Here is a 19,910-nt window from a genome sequence, read left to right as displayed (position 1 = left end):
TGGGAAGACGGATGCGGCCCTGCTCAGCAACGATCTTGCAAGATCGCGAAGTCGAACGGCCTCACATCCGCCGCCGGGACGGGGTGGCCACCCCGTCCCGGCAATCGCCAGTATGCACATTTCCAACGCACAAGCGAAGTCGAGACACCTGCCGCAGCGCTTGCGGCATATCCCTCGACTTCGCTCGGGATGAACGGGGAGACGTTACTTAGCCTCTTTCGCCGCCGCCGCCGCCGCATTCGCGGCGAGGATATAGGCCGAGGTCGTGCTCACGGTATATTCGTTCTCGAACCACAGGAACGGCCAGTCGGTCTTCACCTCGGGGAAGTCGGGCTTGATGACGATCACGCCGGGCGTCATCCCGCCGGGGATGAAGCTATAGTCGGCGCGGTTGTGGCCGTAGCCGATCAGCCGCGATTGCGTGCCGACGGTCGAGACCAGCGACAGATTGTTGGCCGGGTGCCGGCCGAGCATGTAATCGAGCGCGCGCAGCGAATATTCCGGCCCGACGATCTCCGGGAAGGCGGTGTGGAGCATGTACATCGTGCTGCCGAAGGTGGCGACATCGTGCGAGCCCGCCCAGGTCCCCATGCTCACCGGCACGCCGAACGGGTTCTTCGCCATGTCGGCATCGATCTTCGCCTTGGCCGCCTGCACCAGCGGCACCAGCGCCGCGCGGTAATCGGCATCCATATACGGAATCGCCCGCACCGCCGCGCTGCCGATGAAGGCGAACCGCTCGCTGATCGTCGGCAGCAGCGCCTTCAGCTTGGCGGTGTAGGTCGGATCGCCCTTGGTGGTGATGACCAGCTCGACCGTCGCGGCGACGTTGGCGACTTCGGGGAAGCGGGAGGCGAAGCCGTTCTCGCGGGCCGCACCGCTGTCGACCAGCCGTGGCTGCTGCTTGGCCCATAACGCCTTGGCGGTGGCCAGCGCCTCAGCCGACATTTTGGGATCGAGCGTGGCGAGCGCGCGGCTCGCCCCCGCCAGTGCGCCGACGACGTAGAGGTTGGTCGCGGGTATGTCGGTGGTGAACGCCCAGCGATCGTCGGGCTTGCCCGAGGTCGCGCCGGTATCGTCGAGCGGCCCGAGCTTGGCATCGTAGAGCTTGCCGTCGGTCTGCGAGCCGGCATCGCCGAGATGGGCATATTGCCGCAGCGTCGGATCGATGATGCCGACGATCGCGTGGCCGAACACCTTGTACTGCGCGAGCAATTGCAGCGTGCCGTGGCGGATCTGCTGGAGCGAATCGTCGATCCCGTCGGGCTTGCGGATTTCGACCGCGCGCGCCGCCTCATCGACGCTGGTCTGGTCCCACTTCAGCCCGAACAGCTCGTGCGCCCAGACGAGATCGCGCACCACCCAGGCGTTGTCGGGCGTCTGGATGTCATAGTCGCCGGCATCCTGCCACCCGCCGACGGCGAGGCCGGGGATATGCTCGCCCGCTTTGAACGGCGAATCGAGGTTCGGCCCCATCCGATAGCCGTCGAAATGGACATGGTTGGCGGGCGCCTGCCGCGCATCGTCGAGATGCGAGGGCGCCTGCCAGACGCGATACTGCTCGCGCACGCCGACATGGTCCATCTGCTCGGCGAGGAAGGTGTCGAGCGAGGTCTGCCAAACATGGTCGTAGACGTCGGGCGAGATGCGGAACGGGTTGGTGGTGTTGCCCGCGTACGCGATGGCGTAGATGCCGGGATCGCGCACCGTCGAGAAATCGAACGCGGCATAGTCATAGCGCAGGAAGCGGCCGCGCGGCTGCGTCTTCGCGCGCAGCACGACCTGCCGGCTGCCATCGGGCGCGAGCTTGACCAGTTCGGCCTCGCCGGGTGCCTTGAAGGCGGGATCGAGTTCGATCAGCGCGACCTTGTCACGCGCGGGCGTGTAGCCGGCCTGGTTGAACGAGATGACCGGGGCGCGCGTCCAGCCCTTGATGACATTGGGGCGGACATGCCAGACGACCGCATTCTCCTTGGCGCCTTCCGCGATCAGCGAGCGCACCACGAACCAGCCGTTCTGCGCCCGCGCGCGGGCATCGTAGAGCGACAGCGCGCCGGCATCCGACGTGATCGAAACGCGCGTGAGCGGGTCTTCGGGGGCGAGCGTGATCGACTTGCCGCCGGTGGCGAGCGGCAGCGGATCGCCCGAGCCGTCGAGCGCCATCTCGCCGGTCGGGTGGCGCGGGAACAGGCCGGGGGCGGCGTCCATCAGATAGGTTTTGCCGAAATAGGCGGTCGGCAGGAAATCCAGGTTGAAGCCGGCCTTGCCCGCGAGCGCGTGCGGCAACGGCTGATCGAGATCGACCGCGATGCGGAAGCCCGTCCCTTCGGCCGTCACCTTCACGCGGTAGGCGAGGTTCTGGTCCTTGTAGGCGGAGCGCACCACGATCTGATTGGGTTCGCTGCCGCGCTCGCGGCTGATGAAGGCGGGGACCGGCGCCCATTGCTCGGGCGTGCGATCGAGCCGGACGGCGCCGTCGGTGGCGATGCGGTCGCCGTGGAGGACGAGCTGGATGCCGGCGTTCTTCTCATCGAAGAAGATCGGGCTGAACTGGTTCTGATCGACGATGACGCTGAGACCCTGCGTCTCGAGTGTGTCGTTGGGGCCGGTCTTGAGCGACTGCGCGACAGCGGCGTGGGTGGCGGCGACCAGACTGACGGTCGCAAGCAGCTTGGCAAGCACATGGTAACGCATCGACGCCTCTCCTGTTAGCGTTATCATCATTGCCCCGACATTTCGCATCTGGAACGATCGTGCGAAATTTCCGAGGAGACGGACGACCCGGCTAACGCCATGTGACCGCTACCTTTCTTTTGGACGAAAGGCCGGCACCGGGCAACAGGATTTGTCGGTCGTCAGGCGTGCAGGTCGAGCGTGACTCGCGTGCCGGTCGGCCCGCTTTCGGTGTGCAACCGTCCCTGCGCCTGGCGGGCGAAGGCGTCGATCAGCCGCGTGCCGAGGCTGCCGGGCGACAGGGCGGCGCCCGTGGGCGGCAAACCGACGCCATTGTCGGACACGCCGAGCGTCCAGCCGCCACCGTCACGATTGCGGAACGTCACCTCGATCCGCCCCGAGTCACGCCCGACGAAAGCGTGCTTGGCGGCGTTGGTGACGAGTTCGTTGACGATCAGCCCGATCGACACCGCGCGGTCGCGCGGCACCTGCGCCGCTTCCGCCTCGCACACCAGAGTCACTTTGCCGCTGAGGAACAGCGCCTCGGCCAGCGCGCCGCAGAGCTGGTGCAGGTAATCCCCCATCTCGACCACGCCGAGCCGGTCGCCACCGCGATAAAGATGGCGATGCGCCTGCGCGATGCTCTCGACCCGCATCCGCGCGCTCTCCAGCGCGGCGACGGTGGCGGGGTCTTCGGCGCGGCGCTTCTGCATGTCGAGCAGCCCCGCGACGATCGCGAAATTGTTCTTCATGCGGTGATCGAACTCGGCGAGGAACAGGTCGCGGTCGGCGATCTCGCGGTCGCGCTCGGCGGCGGCATGGCGCACCGCGCGGCGGAACGCTTCGGCGATGAAGATCGTGATCGCCGACGCTGCCGCAATCACCAGCATGCGGTGAATTCCGGTCGGATCGGACAATGAGGCGGCGGTAGGGCCTTCTTTGACGAGCACGACCCGCCAAGCGTAGAAGATCGAAATCGCCGCGGTCAGCACACCCGCCTGCCAGCGCGCGAACAACGTCGCGAGGATCAGCGCCGGGAAGACGAGCGCGAACGGCCCGGTGCCGGGTGAAACCAGATCGAAGAAGAAGCGCACCACACCGCCGCCGCACGCGCACAGCACGCCGACGCCAATCTGCGTCACCCACGCGGGAATGCCCGGCGCGAGTCGATCCGGCAGGTCGATTTCCCCCACGCGACGCATGGGATCATCTCAGGCCCGCCCCGGACCAAGTCAAGGCGGATCGCGCGACTCCTAACCTGCGTAAACATTATGCGACGCGCGGCGCGCACCTGGCCGGTCAGATCAGCCCTTCGGCCTCGCGCCGGCGCCGCATCGCGCCGAGTTCGAACCACCCCCACCCCGCGAGCGCCAGCGGGAAGACCCAACCCCAGACATGCTGCCACCACGGGAACGACTGGCTGGACAGCGGCGTCGGCCCCGACAGCTTCACCTGCCGCATGTAATCGTCGGTGACAGGCGCATAGACATATTCGCGCAGCGTTTCGTAATAGACGACGTAACCGTCATCCTTGCTGTACCAATAAGGCGCGCCGAGGATGCTCGTCTCGATGATCGAATAGCCGAAATGCAGCCGCTCCACCGCGAGCGGCGCGCGTTCGACCGGCGGCGGCGCGATGCCGGGCTTGCGCGACAGATAAAACGGGCTGTGCGCCAGCTTCGGCGAATGCACGCCATATTGGTCGAGCGCATCGACATAGCCCTTGGGCGCGGCGGACACCGGGATGCTGGCGCCGGGCATCACCACGGGACGGCTGCCGATCACCAGGGCGCGGTCGGTGAACAGCAGCACCGCCGCCGCATACAGCACGATCACGCCGAGGATCGCGCTGCGGATATGCTGGTCGCGCGCGACGACCGGGTCGGCGTGCGCCACGGGTCAGGCGTCCATCGTCAGTACGATCTTGCCGATATGGTCGCCGGCTTCCATCCGCCGGTGCGCGTCGGCCGCCTCGGCGAGCGGGAAGCTGCGGTCCATCACCGGGCGCAGCCGCCCGGCCTCGACATGCGGCCAGACGGTGCGGTGCAGTTCGTCGGCGACCAGCGACTTGAAGGCAGTGTCTCGCGCGCGCAGCGTCGATCCGGTCAGCGTCAGCCGGCGGCGCATGATCTCGAAGATCGGGATTTCGGCGGTGGCGCCGCGCTGCACCGCGATCGAGACGTGGCGGCCGTCGTCGGCGAGGCATTTGAGGTTGCGCGGCAGATAATCACCGCCGACCATGTCGAGCACCGCCGCCACCCCGGCCCCGCCGGTGATCGCGCGGACCTCGGCGACGAAATCCTGCGTGGCGTAATTGATCGCGTGATCCGCGCCGAGGCCGAGCGCGGCGGCGCATTTCGCATCGCTGCCGGCGGTGACGATGATCGTCAGCCCGAACAGCTTGGCAAGGCCGATCGCCATCGTGCCAATGCCGCTGGTGCCGCCATGCACCAGCACGATATCGCCCTCGATCGCATAGGCGCGCTCGAACAGATTGGTCCAGACGGTGAACAATGTCTCGGGCAGCGCCGCCGCCTCGATCATCGACAGCGCCTCAGGCACGGGCAGGCACTGTCCGGCCGGCACGGCGGCATATTCGGCATAACCGCCGCCCGCGAGCAGCGCGCAGACCGACTGGCCGAGCAGTTCTGCCCCGACGCCCTCGCCCACCGCGACCACCTCACCGGAGATTTCAAGGCCGGGGATCGAGGGCGCACCCGGCGGCGGCGGATAGCCGCCCTTGCGCTGGAGCACGTCGGGGCGATTGACCCCCGCCGCCGCCACGCGGACCAGCACTTCGCCCGCGGCGACCGGCGGCACCGGCCGCTCGACGATGCGCAGCACGTCAGGCCCGCCGGGCGACTCAGGGTCGATCGCCCGCATCATCGTCGGTATCGCATGCATCGGTAAGCTGCCCCCCTGCGGGACCGCCGCCCCGTCGCCCGGTCTTATTGACATCGCTCGCGCATCGGTCAACGATCGGCACATGGACTTCGACGAGATTCTCGCGAAAAACCCGACCGATCCGCTCTCCCAACTGGTGCGGCAGGATCTCGAACGCCTCTCGCTCGACGAGCTCGCCGCGCGCATCGCGGCGCTTGAGGGCGAAATCGCGCGCAGCCGGCAGCAGATCGACCGCGCCAGCAAGCACCGCACCATCGCCGACGATCTCTTTCGGAGATGACCGGCCCCGCCAGACCGGGCGGCGAACGCGAAACAGGGCGGGCAGGCGCATTTCAAGTGCTTGATGCGAACCCCTCGCCTTCCAACATAGTCGGAAAGGGCCGCGCGTCTGCTTGCGGCCCGCATGGAGTATCATAATGCCCTCTTTCGCCTCCGCGCTGGAAACCACGCTCCACAAGGCGCTTGAAGCCGCGTCGTCGCGGCGCCACGAATATGCCACGCTCGAGCATCTACTGCTCGCGCTGGTCGATGATGAACATGCCTCCAAGGTGATGGCATCGTGCGGGGTCGATCTCGGCGAACTCAAGACCACCGTCGCGCAATATCTCGATACCGAGCTCGAAGCGCTCAAGGTCGATACCGCGACCGATCCGTCGCCGACCAGCGGCTTCCAGCGCGTCGTGCAGCGCGCCATCCTGCACGTCCAGTCGTCGGGCCGCGACGAGGTGACCGGCGCCAACGTGCTCGTCGCTTTGTTCTCCGAACGCGAGAGCTACGCCGTCTATTTCCTCCAGCAGCAGGACATGAGCCGTCTCGATGCCGTCAGCTTCATATCGCATGGCGTCGGCAAGGGCGGCGCCGCTCCCGAGCCTCGTGAAGTGAAGGGCGCGGAAGAAGAGAAGCCCAAGGCGGAAGCCAAGGGCAAGTCGGAATCCGCGCTGAAGCAGTTCACCGTCGATCTCAACGAGAAGGCGAAAAACGGCAAGGTCGATCCGCTGATCGGGCGCGGCCCCGAGGTCGATCGCACGGTGCAGATCCTGTGCCGCCGTTCGAAGAACAACCCGCTCTACGTGGGTGATCCCGGCGTCGGCAAGACCGCGATCGCCGAGGGTCTGGCGCGCAAGATCGTCGAGGGCGACGTGCCCGAGGTGCTGTTGCCGGCAGTGATCTATTCGCTCGACATGGGCGCGCTGCTGGCTGGCACGCGCTATCGCGGCGATTTCGAAGAGCGGCTGAAGGCGGTCGTCAACGAACTCGAGAAGCTGCCGCATGCGGTGCTGTTCATCGATGAGATCCACACAGTCATCGGCGCGGGCGCGACCAGCGGCGGCGCGATGGACGCTTCGAACCTGCTCAAGCCGGCGCTGTCGGGCGGCACGATCCGCTGCATCGGCTCGACCACGTACAAGGAGTTCCGCAACCACTTCGAGAAGGATCGCGCGCTGCTGCGCCGGTTCCAGAAGATCGACGTCAACGAGCCGACGATCGAGGACACGATCAAGATCCTCGCCGGGCTGCGCTCGGCGTTCGAGGACCATCACAAGGTCAAATACACCCCCGACGCGATCAAGGCGGCGGTCGAGCTGTCGGCGCGCTACATCAACGACCGCAAATTGCCCGACAAGGCGATCGACGTGATCGACGAGGTTGGCGCGATGCAGATGCTGGTGCCGCTCGCCAAGCGCAAGAAGACGATCACCACGCGCGAGATCGAAGCCGTGATCGCGACGATGGCACGCATCCCGCCGAAATCGGTTTCGACTGACGATACCAAGGCGTTGGAGTCGCTTGAAATCGATCTCAAGCGGGTGGTGTTCGGCCAGAACGCCGCGATCGAGAAGCTCGCCTCGGCGATCAAGCTCAGCCGTGCGGGCCTGCGCGACCCCGAAAAGCCGATCGGCAACTATCTGTTCACCGGCCCGACCGGCGTCGGCAAGACCGAAGTCGCCAAGCAGCTCGCCACGATCATGGGCATTCCGCTCCAGCGCTTCGACATGAGCGAATATATGGAGCGGCATTCGGTCTCGCGGCTGATCGGCGCGCCTCCCGGCTATGTCGGGTTCGATCAGGGCGGTCTGCTGACCGATGCGGTCGACCAGCAGCCGCATTGCGTGTTGCTGCTCGACGAGATCGAGAAGGCGCATCCCGACCTGTTCAACATCCTGTTGCAGGTGATGGACAACGGGCGGCTGACCGACCAGCACGGCAAGACGGTCGATTTCCGCAACGTCATTCTCATCATGACGACCAATGCCGGCGCCTCCGACATGGCGCGCGAGACGTTGGGCTTCGGCAACCTCACCCGCGAGGGCGAGGACGAGCAGGCGGTGCAGAAGATGTTCACACCGGAATTCCGCAACCGGCTCGATGCGATCGTGCCGTTCGGCTATCTGCCGACCGAAGTGGTCGCGCGGGTGGTGGACAAGTTCATCCTCCAGCTCGAACTGCAGTTGGCGGACCGTAACGTCCACATCAACCTCGACGATGAGTCGAAGGCGTGGCTCACGACCAAGGGCTATGACAAGCTCTACGGCGCCCGCCCGATGGGCCGTTTGATCCAGGAAAAGATCAAGCAGCCGCTCGCCGAGGAACTGCTGTTCGGCAAGCTGGTGCATGGCGGCGAGGTCAGCGTGAAGATGAAGGATGGCGCGCTCTCGTTCGAGATCGTGCCCGCAGCGCCGAAGAAGCCGAAGAAGGGCAAATCGATCGCCAAGGCGGAAACGCCGAGCGAGTGATCCAAGCAGGCCCGGTCGCGAGACCGGGCCTGCTTTTCTTTGACAGCACTGCCAACCCAAACCGTTCGTGCCGGGCCCTTCGGCTGGCTGGCAAGCCAGCCGCTCAGGATGAACTTCGGCCCAAGGGGCCGAAGTCGAGGCACCTGCGCTCCGGGTTTGCCCCTCGACTTCGCTCGGGGCGAACGGAGGGGGGGGTTATTTCCGCCCGATTTCTCGCACCATCAGCGCCTCGAGCCGCTTCGGATCGACCGCGCGCACCACCTCGGCCTTCTGCTCGCCCAGCCCCGGCTGATAGCCGTCGCGCCACGACAGCATATCGCCGTACCCCGCCGAGAAGACGGTGTTGTAATCCACGAACAACGTCTCCCGCTCTGTCACTATCGACGGATCGAGCCAAACCGCCGCCGCCGTCTCGTCCCACAACGGAAAGCCTGGCTCCATCACGGCGATGAACGTCGCCACATCAGCCGGCGCGACCTTCGCCAGCCGCGCGAGCAGTGCCGGGCTGAGTTCGGTCGCGGTCGCGGGATCGACCGGCACCGCGACGATTCTGCGCCACGGCGCGCGCGCGACGATGCTCGCCGCCTCGGGATCGAAGCGCACATTGAACTCGCGGCGCGGCGTGTTGGTATATTCGCGCGCGAAATCGGTTGCCGAGGTGCCGGTCAGCACCTGATGCGGGTTGAGGCTGCCGCCCATATAGACCAGTTCCTTGGCCAGCCCCGCGAACGCCGGATCGAGCCGCTGGGCCAGCGCGAGATTGGTGAACGGCCCCGCGGCGAGAATCGTCACCTCGCCGGGATATTTGTGCACCATGCGGATCAGGAAATTGGCGGCGATTTCGTCCGCCGCCTTATGGGTCGGGTTGCCGCCGGGCAGATCGACCGGATCATTGGGGCCGAAATAGGCGGGCGTGCTTTGCTGGGTCGGCTCGACCCAATGCTTCATCCACGCGCCCTTCCAGGTGAGTTTGCCGTACAGCGCCTCCCACCGATCGGTCGCTGCCTCGGTGTTGACGAGCGGGTAGGTCGCGCCCTGCACCACCGGCACGTCGCTGCGGTGCGCGATCTCCAGCCCGCGCAGCGCCATCGCGGTCGCGCGGTTCGCCCAGACGTTGCCCGAGACGGTGGTGAGGCCGAGCACCTCGACGTCAGGGTCTTCGAGCAGCATCAGGTGCATCAACCCGAAGCCCTCATCGTCGATGATGACCTTGCGCTTGGGCGTTTGCGCGTGCGCCGTGCCGATGACGAAGAGCAGCGCCAGCACCACACACACCAGTTCCCCCGCGAACGCGGGGGTCCAGAGCCAAGCAGCGCCAGCGTTCGTGGCTCTGGACCCCCGCCTTCGCGGGGGAACGAATGGCGCGGGCTTCACTGCGCCGCCACGAACGCATCGAGACGCGCGAGATGCGCCGCCACTGCCTCCGCCGGCAGGAACGATCCGGTAAAACTGTTGCGCGCCAGTGTCGCCAGCGCGGCGCGGTCCAGCCCCCGGCCGCCAGCAATCGCACGGTAATTGTCGCCGACATACCCGCCGAAATAGGCGGGATCGTCCGAGTTGACCGTAGCCTTGAGGCCCAGCGCAAGCATCCGGTCGATCGGGTGCGCGGCGATTTCGGGCACGACGCACAATTTGAGGTTGGAAAGCGGGCAGACCGTCAGCGTCATCCCATCCGCAGCGAGCCGCGCGACCAGCGCATCGTCCTCCAGCGCGCGGTTGCCGTGGTCGATGCGGTCGACGTAGAGCAGATCGAGCGCTTCCCACACATAGGCGGGCGGGCCTTCCTCGCCGGCGTGCGCGACCAGCTTGAGGCCCTTGGCGGCAGCGGCGGCGAAGACGCGCGCGAACTTCTCGGGCGGGTGGCCGACTTCAGAGGAATCGAGGCCAACCGCCGCGATGCGCTCGAGCCACGGTTCGGCCTCGGCGAGCGTCGCGAAGGCGTCGTCTTCGCTGAGGTGGCGCAGAAAGCTCATGATGAGGCTGCTGGTGATGCCGTGTTTCGCCTCCGCCGCGGCCATGCCCGAAAGCAGGCCCTCGATGACGGTCGCGAACGCGACGCCGCGCGCGGCGTGCGTTTGCGGATCGAACATGATCTCGGCATGGACCACGCCGTCCGCCGCCGCGCGGTCGAAATAGGCTGCGGCGAGATCGTGGAAATCTCGGGCGGTGCGCAGCACGTCGGCACCGGCATAATAAATATCGAGGAAATCCTGAAGGTTGCCGAACGCATACGCCGCGCGGACGTCCTCGACCGAGGCATAGGGGATCGTCACCGCATTGCGCTTGGCGAGAGCGAACATCAGTTCGGGTTCGAGGCTGCCTTCGATATGGAGGTGAAGCTCGGCCTTGGGCAAGCCGGTGATGAAGGTGTCGAGATCGGTCATGCGGGCAGCTTAGGGGTGCTGCGGTGCGGCATCAAATGCAATGATTGTGCGACTGCGTTGCGCAAAAGCATGTCCCTCTCCCGTTGGGAGAGGGAGGGAGCCCGACGCAGTCGGCGGAAGGGTGAGGCCAGATCACCCTCACCCTTCCCGCCGCTTCGCGGCGGGCCCCTTCCCTCTCCCAAAGGGAGAGGGATTCAGGCGGAACGGCTCCACGCGCACTCTCCCATTACATAGGTCCGCGTGATCGCGCGATCGTCGGCGAGGATTTGCAAAGCGAACAGCCGCTCCGCCAACCCAGCGCCCGCCGTGCGCCGCGCGAGCAGCGGCGTCGCGGTGCAGTCGAGCACGACGAAATCCGCCTCCTGCCCAACCTCCAGCGCGCCGACGCGATCGGCGATGTGGAGCAGCGCCGCGCTCCCCGCTGTCGCCAGATACAAAGCGCGGAACGGATCGAGCGGATACTCGCGCGCCAGCGCCGCTTGATAGGCGAGACCGGCAGTGTGAAGCATCGAAAAGCTCGTACCCGCGCCGACATCGGTGCCGAGCCCGAACGCGACGCCATGCGCGTCGGCCTGACCGAAATCGAAGAAGCCCGAGCCGAGGAACAGGTTCGAACTCGGGCACACCGCGATCCCCGCGCCCGTCTCCGCGAGGCGCGTGCAGGCGCGATCGGACAGGTGAACGCCATGCGCGAACACCGAACGCGGCGTCACCAGCCCGAAGCGATCGTAAGCGTCGAGATAATGGTATGCATCGGGGAAGCGCGCGGCGACCGCCTCGCACTCGCGCACGTTTTCGGCGAGGTGGGTGTGCATCAGCACCTCCGGGTGCGCGGCGACCAGATCGCCCGCGACCTGCAATTGCGCGTCCGACGAGGTCAGCGCGAAACGCGGCGTCACTGCATAACCGAGCCGCCCGCGCCCGCGCCCGCGCCACCGCGCGATCAGCGCCTCGCTTTCGCCGCGCGCGGTTTCGGGCGTGTCGGCGAGGCCCTCCGGCCCGAGGTCCATCAGCACCTTGCCCGACACGATCCGCATCCGCCGCGCCAGCGCGCCCTCGAACAGCGCATCGACCGACTGTTCGTGGACGGTCGGGAACACCAGAGCGCTGGTCGTGCCGTTGCGGAGCAATTCGGTGAGGAAAGCATCGGCAACGGCATCGGCATGCGCGCGATCGGCGAAGGCTTTCTCAGCGGGGAAGATGTGGCGGGTCAGCCAGTCGAGCAACTGCTCGCCGTGCGAAGCGATCCGGTCCATCTGCGGGTAATGGACGTGCGCGTCGATGAAGCCCGGCACGATCAGGCCGGACAGCGGCTCGACCGGCACGTCGGCGAAGCGTTCGGCGAGATCGGCGTAGGGACCGCGCGCGACGACGATACCGTCCTCAACGACGAGCAGCCCGTCGGGTTCGTGGCGCACCGCATTGGAATCGCGAAGCGGGTCGCGCGGCACCGACAGCAGTTCGCCTCGGAAAGCGTGGAGGGTCATGTCAACTGCCGCGATAGGTCGAATAGCTATAGGGCGAGACGAGCAGCGGCACATGATAATGGCCTTCGGTGATACCGAAATCGAGTCCGATCACGTCGAGGAACGGCGGATCGGCAAGCGCGACGCCCTGCCCCCGGAAATACGCGCCCGCCGCGAATTCGAGCCGATAGCGGCCCGCCGTGACCGGCGGCAGGCCGGGGCAGCGGCCATCGGCGTTGGTCTCGCCGGCGAACAACTCCGCACCATCCGCGCCGAGCAGCCGCACCGCCACGCCGGCTGCGGGGCGACCGTGGGCGGTATCGAGGACGTGAGTCGAGAGGCTGGTCATGCGGTCGGTCTTTCGGGCGGCCATTCGCCGAGGAATTCGGCTTCCTCATAGGCGATCAGATCGGCGACGAGTTGCTCTCGATCGTCGAGGAAGAGCTGGTCGGTGACGCCTTTCACCACACGCGGCAACGCGGTCTGGAGGCCCGACAGCGCTGAGGCGGAGAGGCCAAGGCTGATGAGCGCCGAGTAATTGAACGCGAACAGGCCGTGCAGCGCATCGGCGTCGGCTGCGTCGCGGGGCAGCAGTTCGAAGCCCGGCCCGAGATAGGGATGCGCGTCGATCAGCGCATTCTCGGTGCCCGGCGCAGGGGCGAAACGATCCGCCCAGCGCGCGATTCTGTCCGCCACCAGCCGCAATTCGGGGCGCAGGCCGGGATCACTGATCAGGCCGGTCGAGAGCACGACGAAATCGAAGTCATGGCTGCCGTGCGGCGTCGTCACGCGCACCACCCCATCCACATCCGCGACCGACAGCCACGGCGCGCCGAGGTGGAGTTCGAACCCCGGCCATGCGGCGGCGCGCGTGAAGGTGTCATTGGTCGGCGGCTGGTTGTGGCCGAGAAAGCTCGCCATCACGGCATATTTCTCGGCATCCGATAGTGCCGGATAGCGGCCGGTGAAGCCGACCCGCTCCATGAAACGGATCGGGTTGATGCGCGGCAGCACTTTGCGCCGCATGAAGACATGCGCCTCGGCCACGCCGAGCATCAGCGCGGCATTGGCATTGTCGAACGCCGACGCGCCGCCGCCGAGGATGCCGATGCGCTTGCCGGCGAGTGCGGCAAAATCGATCGCCTCGCTGGTGTGCGCGTAGCGCGCACGGGGCAGCGCATCGCGGATCATGTCGGGCGTATGCCATTCGCCGCCGCCCTGGATGCCGGTCGCCAGCACGACTTTCCGCGCGAGCAGCGGCGCACCTTCGGCCACATGCAGCCGGTGCAATCCATCGCCGAGCGGCTCGATCGTCGCCAGCCGGCACGCATTGCGCACCGGCAGAAAGAGCACGCGACGATACCAGCGCAGATAGGCCATCCAGTCGCCACGCGCGATCTTGTCGACCGCCGCCCAGCCCTCCGCGCCGTGCTGCGCCTCCCACCATGCGCGATAGGTGAGCGCGGGCACGCCGAAGTCTATGGGCGTGAGATCCTTGGGCGTGCGCAGCGTCAGCATCCGCGCATAGGTTTCCCACGGCCCTTCAAGCCCCGGCGGATTCTCGTCGAGCACGAGGATGTTCGAGACACGCTCGCGCAGCAGCCCGAACGCGGCGGCCAGCCCGCTCTGCCCGCCGCCGACGATCACGACATCGTAGACATGGCCATCCGGGTGCGTGCGCGGCCGCGTCCAGTCAGCACCGCCGTGGCCGATCAGTGCAAGCTGGCGGGCGAGATCGGCTTCGAGCGCGTCGAGGCTCATGCCGGGTCTTCCAGCCGGAGCAGCACGATCTTGCCGATCTCGGCGATGGCGGTGGCGATCTCGGTGTCGCGGTCGTGCGCCAGCCGCCGCTCCATCGCCGCGAGGATGCCGGCCTTGTCGGTCAGCCGCACGCAGATGATGAAAGGGAAGTCGAACCGCTCGCGATAGGCGGTGTTGAGCGCGTGGAAGCGTTCGAACTCGGCGGGCGTGAGCTGGTCGAGGCCAGCCGAAGCCTGTTCGGCCGCCGAGGCTTCGGTCAGGCTGCCGTCGATCGCCGCCTTGCCGGCGAGTTCGGGATGCGCGCGGATCAGCGCCAGCTTTTCGGCGGGCGTGGCATCGTAGACCACTTCCATCAAATCGTGATGGCGGTTGCCCGTCGATGGCCGCGCATCGGCGCGCGCTTCCACCCACGGGCTATGTTCGAAAAGCGCGCTCAATGCGTGCTCCCCTCCAGGCTGACATGCGCGGAGACCACCTTCCAGCCGTCGGCGAACTTGACCCACGCCTGCGTCTGCCGGCCGCGCCGGTCGCTGTTCTCGCGGAAGAACTCGGCGTCGGCGGTGGCGAAGCTGTCGCCATAGACCGTGATCGCGACCCGCCCGAGCGTGCGCTGCGGCGAACCGCCACGGCCTTTGCGGAACTCGCGGATCTCCTCGATGCCGTACAGCACCTCGCCGACGCCGTATCGGTTGGTGGTCGGCGCAGCGTGGAACAAGGCGTCCATCGCCGGCACGTCGTCCGCCATCAAGGCGCGTTCGTAGGCTTGGAATGCCTCGGTGATTTCGGCGAGCAAAACCGGATCGTCGATCTTCATTGCGGGTGAACCTCCAGCCAGTGACGGGCGATGTCGATGCGCCGCGCGACCCATGCGTCGCCGCTGGCGATGACGTGATCGAGGAAGCGCGCCAGCGCGCGCGCGCGGCCGGGCCGCCCGGCGATGCGCGCGTGCAGGCCGACCGACATCATCCGCCCGCCTTCCTCAAGGAGTTGGTCGAACGTGTCGCGCAGATAACGGAAGAACTGCTCGCCCTCGGTGAAGCCGTTCAAGGCGACGATCTTCATGTCGTTGACGTCGAGCGTATAGGGGACGATCAGTTGCGGCGCGCCGAAGCGGGTATCGTAATAGGGCAGGTCGTCGGCGTAGCTGTCGGCATCATAGACGAAGCCGCCTTCCTCGACGACGAGCCGCGCGGTGTTGGGTGAGGTGCGGCCCTGATACCACCCCAGCGGGCGAGTGCCGGTGAGCCGCGTGTGCAGTGCGATCGCCTCGGCGATGTGCGCGCGCTCGGTCGCTTCGGGCACGTCCTGATAGTCGATCCAGCGCAGGCCGTGGCTGGCGATCTCCCAATCGGCGGCGCGCATCGCCTCGACCGCTGGCGGGTTCATCTCCAGCGCTTTGGCCACGCCGAATACGGTAACGGGCAGATCGCGCGCGGTGAACAGCCGGTGCAGCCGCCAGAAGCCGGCGCGGCTACCATATTCGTAGAGGCTCTCCATCGCCATCGCCCGCGCCGGATGGCTGCCCGCGCCGACCATTTCGGACAGGAACTTCTCCGAGCCGGCGTCGCCGTTGAGGACGCTGTTTTCAGCGCCCTCCTCGTAATTGATGACGAACTGCACGGCGATGCGCGCGCTGCTGGGCCAATGGGGGTCGGGGGGTGCGGCCCCGTAGCCGGTGAGGTCGCGAGTCATTGTGGGCGCCCTCCCGATGCAAGGATGTGCTCCCGCGAAAGCGGGAGCCCAGTCTGGGCTCCCGCCTTCGCGGGAGCACAAGGGGAGCCGGAGCGCGCCCGCATCACGCCTCCCACGCCTCAAGCGCCGCCGTCACCGCCGCACCCGCCGGCAGCACGAACCCTTCCGCGCGCAGACACGCCTCCAACGCGCCCAAGGTAATCAGCACCTTATGCTTCATCGCATTGTACCCCATCGCGCCGATCCGCCAGATCCGCCCGGCGAGCGGGCCGAAGGCGGTGCCGATCTCGATCTCGAAATGGTCGCGCATCGCCGCGCGCACGCGTTCGCCGTCGACGCCGTCGGGGATGTACACGCCGGTCACATTGGTCATGCGGAAGCGATCGTCGCCGAACACGGTCAGCCCCATCGCGCGCAGCCCCGCCGTCACCGCGCGGCCGGCGGCGGCGTGGCGGGCGTAGCGTGCCTCCAGCCCCTCGCCGAGCGCCACCCGCGCGCATTCGCGCGACGCATAGAGCATCGAGGTCGCCTCGGTATGGTGGTTGAGGCGCTTTTCAGACCAGTAATCCATGATCATGGCGAGATCGAAATAGTTCGAACCGATGCGCGGGCCTTTGCCATCGACCGTGCCGGTGGCGCGGATGCCCGCCTCGGTATGCCGGCGCGTGAAGATATGCTCGGCAGCGGCATCCGAAATCGTCATCGGCGCCGAGCCGGACGGGCCACCCAGGCATTTCTGCAAACCGCCGGTGACGATATCCGCGCCCCAGCGATCGGCGGCGATGTCCATGCCGCCGAGCGTCGCGGTGGCATCGACGTAGAGCAACGCGCCGGCCGCGTGGCAGAGATCGCCCAACCCGTCGAGCGGCTGCGCCATCGTCGTCGAGGTGTCGCCGTGGATGGTGGCGACGACTTTCGGCGCGGTGCGTTCAATCGCGGCGGCGATCGCGTCGAGCGGCACCGTCTCGCCCCAAGGCGCTTCGACGCTTTCGATCCGCGCGCCGATGCGGCCGAGGATTTCGGTGAGCAGCAGCCCGAACCGGCCGAAATTGACCACCAGCACGGTCTCACCCGGCGCGACGAGGCTGACCAACGCCGCCTCGATCGCCGCGCGCGCGGTGCCGTCGATCAGCATCGTCCAGCGGTTCGCCGTGCCGAAGATCGGGCGGTACAGCGCCATCACCTGATTCATATAGCCGGTCATCTCGGGATCGAACTGTCCGAGCAGATCCGCCGACATCGCCCGCAACACGCGCGGGTGGGCGTTGACCGGGCCAGGCCCCATCAGCAGCCGCTGCGGCGGATCGATCTCGCCGAACAGGAGGGGGTCGAGGGTCACGAGGCATCTCCAAGGCGATCGATGAAGCCGAGCATGACCTGCAACGCGATTTCGGCGTCGGCGGGGTCGACATGCTCGGCGGGGTTGTGGCTGATGCCGCCACGGCAGCGCACGAACAGCATCGCGGTCGGGCAGAGCGCCGCCATCACCATCGCGTCATGCCCCGCGCCCGAGACGAGCCGACGGATCGGTTGGCCGGCGGTGACGGTGGCTGCGTCGAGCAGGTCCATCAGCGCGGGGTCGCACGGGCTGGCGGGGAGATCGTGGATATGCTCGACGTCGAAATCGAGGCCACGTTTATCCGCGATGGCGGCGATCGCATCCAGAATGTCTTCCGCCGCGCGGTCCCGCCGTGCCACATCGCCCGAGCGGATGTCGATCGTGAAGCGCACTTCGCCGGGGATGACGTTGGCGGCGCCGGGCAGCGCGTCGATCTTCCCCACGGTCGCGACCAGATCGGAGACGTCCCGGCGCGCGATGGTTTCGATCGCAAGCAACATCTCGGCCGCGCCGGCGAGCGCGTCGCGGCGCAACGGCATCGACGCCGTGCCCGCGTGCCCGGCCACGCCGATGACGCTCGCCTGGAAACGGAGCTGCGCGGCGATGCCGGTGACGGTGCCGATGGCGAGGCCCTCGACGTCGAGGACCGGGCCTTGCTCGATATGGGTTTCGAGATAGGCGAGCGCGGGCGGGTAGCGCGCTTCCAAGTAATGCGTCACCCCAGCGGAAGCTGGGGTCTCTCGCGGCTCTGGCGCGCCCTCCCCCGGAAGACCCCAGCCTTCGCTGGGGTGACGATCGTAGCCCAACCCGTTCGTGCCGAGCGAAGTCGAGGCACCTGCGTGCGGGTCGTGTCCCTCGACTTCGCTCGGGACGAGCGGCGGGAGAGTGGCCAACGCCTCGGCCAGCGTAACGCCCTCGCCATCCGCCATGTCCAGCGCCGCCGCCTCCAGCGTCCCCGCCACCGCGCGGCTGGTCAGCATCGCGGCGGGGAAGCGCGAGCCTTCCTCGTCGCCGAACGCGATCACCTCGATCGGGAAGCGCATCCGCCGACCCGCCGCGTGCAGCGCCGCGACCGCCTCGACGCCGAGCATGATGCCGAGCGGCCCATCATACCGCCCGCCATCGCGGACGCTGTCGAGGTGGCTGCCGATCAGCAAAGCCGGCGCCTGCGCGTCGTCACCCTCGTAGCGGCCGATCAGATTGGCGGCGGGGTCGCGGCGCACCGTCATGCCGGCCTCCGCCATCCAGCCAGCGAGTGTCTCTTGTGCGGCGACATAGGCCGGCGTCAGATAGCCGCGATACAGCCCGCCAGCCATGTCGCTGTACGGCGCAACGCCGAGCGCATCACAGCGCGCCACCGCGCGGGCGCCGCCTACCATGCCGCCACCCCGCCGTCGCTGCGTGGATCGGTTGCGCCCTCCAGCGCACCGTCGGCGTGGCGGACGAGTGCGCCGGCGTGGCCCATCATCGCGGTCAGCGGGCCGACGCGCTCGACATCATGCCCCGCCGCCGCAAGCTGCGCGTAGAGCGTGTCGTCAAAACCGTCCTCAAGCTTGAGCGTGGTCGATTGCTCGCCCCAGGTGCGCCCGAGTAGCCAGCGCGGGGCGCTGATCGCGTCCTGCAAGTCCACGCCGTAGCGCGCATAGCGGGTGAACAGCGCCGCCTGCGTCTGCGGCTGGCCCTCGCCGCCCATCGTGCCATAGGCCATCACGCGGCCATCGTCGAAGCGGGCGAGCGCGGGGTTGAGCGTGTGGAACGGCTTGCGGCCGGGTTTGAGCGCGTTCCAGCCGGTTTCGGCGAGCCGAAACGAACTGCCGCGATTCTGCCAGGTGATGCCGGTCTGCGGCAGCACCAGCCCCGATCCGAACTCGAAATAGGTCGACTGGATGCAGCTCACCACGCGGCCTTCGGCATCGGCAGCGCCGAACCAGCAGGTATCACCCCATTGCGGCAGCTGCGGCCACGCCAGCGCGCGGGCCGGATCGATGTGCGCGGCCATCGCGTCGAGCGCATGCCGGCCGTCGAGCAACGCTTGTGGTTCGCCGTGCATCCACGCGGGATCGCCGCAATGCTGGTCGCGCCACAGGAACGCCTGCTTGGTCGCCTCGACCAGCCCGTGGACATGGTCGAACCCGTCGCATTCGGTCGCCTGCAAGCGGTCGAACAGCGCGAGGATCAACAGCGAGGCGATGCCCTGCGTCGGCGGCGGGCTGTTGTAGAGCGTCGCGCCGGCGATCCCCACCGACAGCGGTGCAGGCGTGGTCGAGCGATGCGCCGCCAGATCGGCGCGCGACACCGGGCTGCCGAGCGCGGCGAGGTCGTCCGCGATCCGGTCGGCGAGCGCGCCCTGATAGAAGTCGTCGAGACCGTTCGCCGCCAGCGCGCGCAGCGTTTCGGCAAGCAGCGGCTGCGCGAGCCTATCGCCCTCGACAAGCGGCCGCCCCGCCGGTTCGAACACGCTGGCATAGGCGCCGGGCTGCACGCGTAGCTCCGCACCCTTGGCGGCGGCAATCGCCGCGCCGCCCGCCGTCACCGCGACGCCCGCCTCGGCGTGCCCGATCGCGTCGCGCAGCAGCCGGTCGAGCGGGAGCGTGCCACCGCTCGCCGCCAGCGCCGCCGCCCAGCCGGAGACGGTGCCCGCCACCGTATTCGCCGCGAGCGGCCCGCGCGTCGGCACCGCCGCCAGCCCGGTGTAGAGCGACAGATCGGCCCGCGCCGCCGCCGCGCCACAGCCATGCACCGAATGGACCCGGCCATCGGGTTCGGCGATCACCCAGAAGCCGTCGCCGCCAAGTCCCGTCATGTGCGGATACACCGCCGCCAGACACGCCGCGACCGCGACGCACGCCTCGACCGCGTTGCCGCCGACGCGCAACACCGCCAACCCCGCCTCGGCAGCGAGGTGATGCGGCGCGGTGACGATGCCGCGCGTGCCGGTGACGGTGTTCAGCACCGC

Annotated in this window: 17 protein-coding genes; 2 read left to right on the top strand and 15 right to left on the bottom strand. The window is 67.7% G+C overall.

Annotated features, from left to right (window positions below; all coding sequences use genetic code 11):
- Positions 1-204: 204 nt before the first annotated feature.
- From EWE75_RS13090 to EWE75_RS13075, 4 genes are all read right to left on the bottom strand, one after another.
- Positions 205-2,694, bottom strand: a complete 2,490-nt coding sequence (locus tag EWE75_RS13090; protein WP_130158160.1) for a glycoside hydrolase family 9 protein — start codon at positions 2,692-2,694, stop codon at positions 205-207.
- Positions 2,695-2,855: 161 nt separating this feature from the next.
- Positions 2,856-3,875 carry a sensor histidine kinase gene (locus EWE75_RS13085; RefSeq protein WP_130158158.1) on the bottom strand — a complete coding sequence of 340 codons (1,020 nt, stop codon included), beginning with the start codon at positions 3,873-3,875 and terminating at the stop codon, positions 2,856-2,858.
- A 97-nt stretch (positions 3,876-3,972) separates the two neighbouring features.
- On the bottom strand, positions 3,973-4,569 hold the full coding sequence (locus tag EWE75_RS13080) for a hypothetical protein (RefSeq protein ID WP_130158156.1): 597 nt from the start codon (positions 4,567-4,569) through the stop codon (positions 3,973-3,975).
- Between the two features lie 3 nt (positions 4,570-4,572).
- Positions 4,573-5,556 (bottom strand): NAD(P)H-quinone oxidoreductase, encoded by a 984-nt coding sequence (locus EWE75_RS13075; protein ID WP_130158178.1) that lies wholly within the window; start codon positions 5,554-5,556, stop codon positions 4,573-4,575.
- A 103-nt stretch (positions 5,557-5,659) separates the two neighbouring features.
- Here EWE75_RS13075 and EWE75_RS13070 point away from each other — a divergent pair, with 103 nt between their 5' ends.
- Both EWE75_RS13070 and clpA read left to right on the top strand, forming a co-directional pair.
- The gene (locus EWE75_RS13070; RefSeq protein ID WP_130158154.1) at positions 5,660-5,857 is read left to right on the top strand and encodes a DUF1192 domain-containing protein; all 198 of its coding nucleotides are present in this window, start codon (positions 5,660-5,662) and stop codon (positions 5,855-5,857) included.
- 136 nt (positions 5,858-5,993) lie between these two features.
- A complete protein-coding gene (gene clpA, locus EWE75_RS13065) occupies positions 5,994-8,312 on the top strand; it encodes an ATP-dependent Clp protease ATP-binding subunit ClpA (RefSeq protein WP_130158152.1) in 2,319 nt (772 codons plus the stop codon).
- Positions 8,313-8,507: 195 nt separating this feature from the next.
- On the opposite strand, the gene EWE75_RS13060 is transcribed toward clpA, so the two are convergent.
- From EWE75_RS13060 to EWE75_RS13010, 11 genes are all read right to left on the bottom strand, one after another.
- The gene (locus tag EWE75_RS13060) at positions 8,508-9,578 is read right to left on the bottom strand and encodes a nucleoside hydrolase (RefSeq protein WP_231708340.1); all 1,071 of its coding nucleotides are present in this window, start codon (positions 9,576-9,578) and stop codon (positions 8,508-8,510) included.
- A 104-nt stretch (positions 9,579-9,682) separates the two neighbouring features.
- The gene (locus EWE75_RS13055) at positions 9,683-10,696 is read right to left on the bottom strand and encodes an adenosine deaminase (RefSeq protein ID WP_130158150.1); all 1,014 of its coding nucleotides are present in this window, start codon (positions 10,694-10,696) and stop codon (positions 9,683-9,685) included.
- A 194-nt stretch (positions 10,697-10,890) separates the two neighbouring features.
- Positions 10,891-12,183, bottom strand: coding sequence for a guanine deaminase (gene guaD, locus EWE75_RS13050; RefSeq protein WP_130158148.1), 1,293 nt, complete (start codon positions 12,181-12,183; stop codon positions 10,891-10,893).
- A 1-nt stretch (position 12,184) separates the two neighbouring features.
- A complete protein-coding gene (uraH, locus tag EWE75_RS13045) occupies positions 12,185-12,511 on the bottom strand; it encodes a hydroxyisourate hydrolase (RefSeq protein ID WP_130158145.1) in 327 nt (108 codons plus the stop codon).
- Positions 12,508-13,923, bottom strand: coding sequence for an FAD/NAD(P)-binding protein (locus tag EWE75_RS13040; protein WP_130158143.1), 1,416 nt, complete (start codon positions 13,921-13,923; stop codon positions 12,508-12,510). The genes uraH and EWE75_RS13040 overlap by 4 nt, the downstream gene beginning before the upstream one ends.
- Entirely contained in the window at positions 13,920-14,360 is a 441-nt protein-coding gene (uraD, locus tag EWE75_RS13035; RefSeq protein WP_130158141.1) for a 2-oxo-4-hydroxy-4-carboxy-5-ureidoimidazoline decarboxylase, read from the bottom strand. The genes EWE75_RS13040 and uraD overlap by 4 nt, the downstream gene beginning before the upstream one ends.
- Positions 14,357-14,737 (bottom strand): oxalurate catabolism protein HpxZ, encoded by a 381-nt coding sequence (hpxZ, locus tag EWE75_RS13030; RefSeq protein ID WP_130158139.1) that lies wholly within the window; start codon positions 14,735-14,737, stop codon positions 14,357-14,359. Before hpxZ ends, uraD begins: the two co-directional genes overlap by 4 nt.
- The gene (gene puuE / locus EWE75_RS13025) at positions 14,734-15,615 is read right to left on the bottom strand and encodes an allantoinase PuuE (RefSeq protein WP_130158137.1); all 882 of its coding nucleotides are present in this window, start codon (positions 15,613-15,615) and stop codon (positions 14,734-14,736) included. Before puuE ends, hpxZ begins: the two co-directional genes overlap by 4 nt.
- Before the next feature lie 103 nt (positions 15,616-15,718).
- Complete coding sequence (locus EWE75_RS13020) at positions 15,719-16,900, bottom strand: pyridoxal-phosphate-dependent aminotransferase family protein (protein ID WP_206364762.1); 1,182 nt, start codon at positions 16,898-16,900, stop codon at positions 15,719-15,721.
- A 50-nt stretch (positions 16,901-16,950) separates the two neighbouring features.
- Positions 16,951-18,333 (bottom strand): Zn-dependent hydrolase, encoded by a 1,383-nt coding sequence (locus tag EWE75_RS13015; protein WP_130158134.1) that lies wholly within the window; start codon positions 18,331-18,333, stop codon positions 16,951-16,953.
- Positions 18,327-19,907, bottom strand: a complete 1,581-nt coding sequence (locus EWE75_RS13010; protein ID WP_130158133.1) for a gamma-glutamyltransferase family protein — start codon at positions 19,905-19,907, stop codon at positions 18,327-18,329. The genes EWE75_RS13015 and EWE75_RS13010 overlap by 7 nt, the downstream gene beginning before the upstream one ends.
- Positions 19,908-19,910 lie beyond the last annotated feature (3 nt).

Source organism: Sphingomonas populi, assembly GCF_004208535.1.
GTDB classification, from domain to species: domain Bacteria; phylum Pseudomonadota; class Alphaproteobacteria; order Sphingomonadales; family Sphingomonadaceae; genus Sphingomonas; species Sphingomonas populi.
The sequence above is the reverse complement of the archived record's forward strand: the minus strand, read 5'-3'. Positions and strand labels throughout refer to the sequence as shown.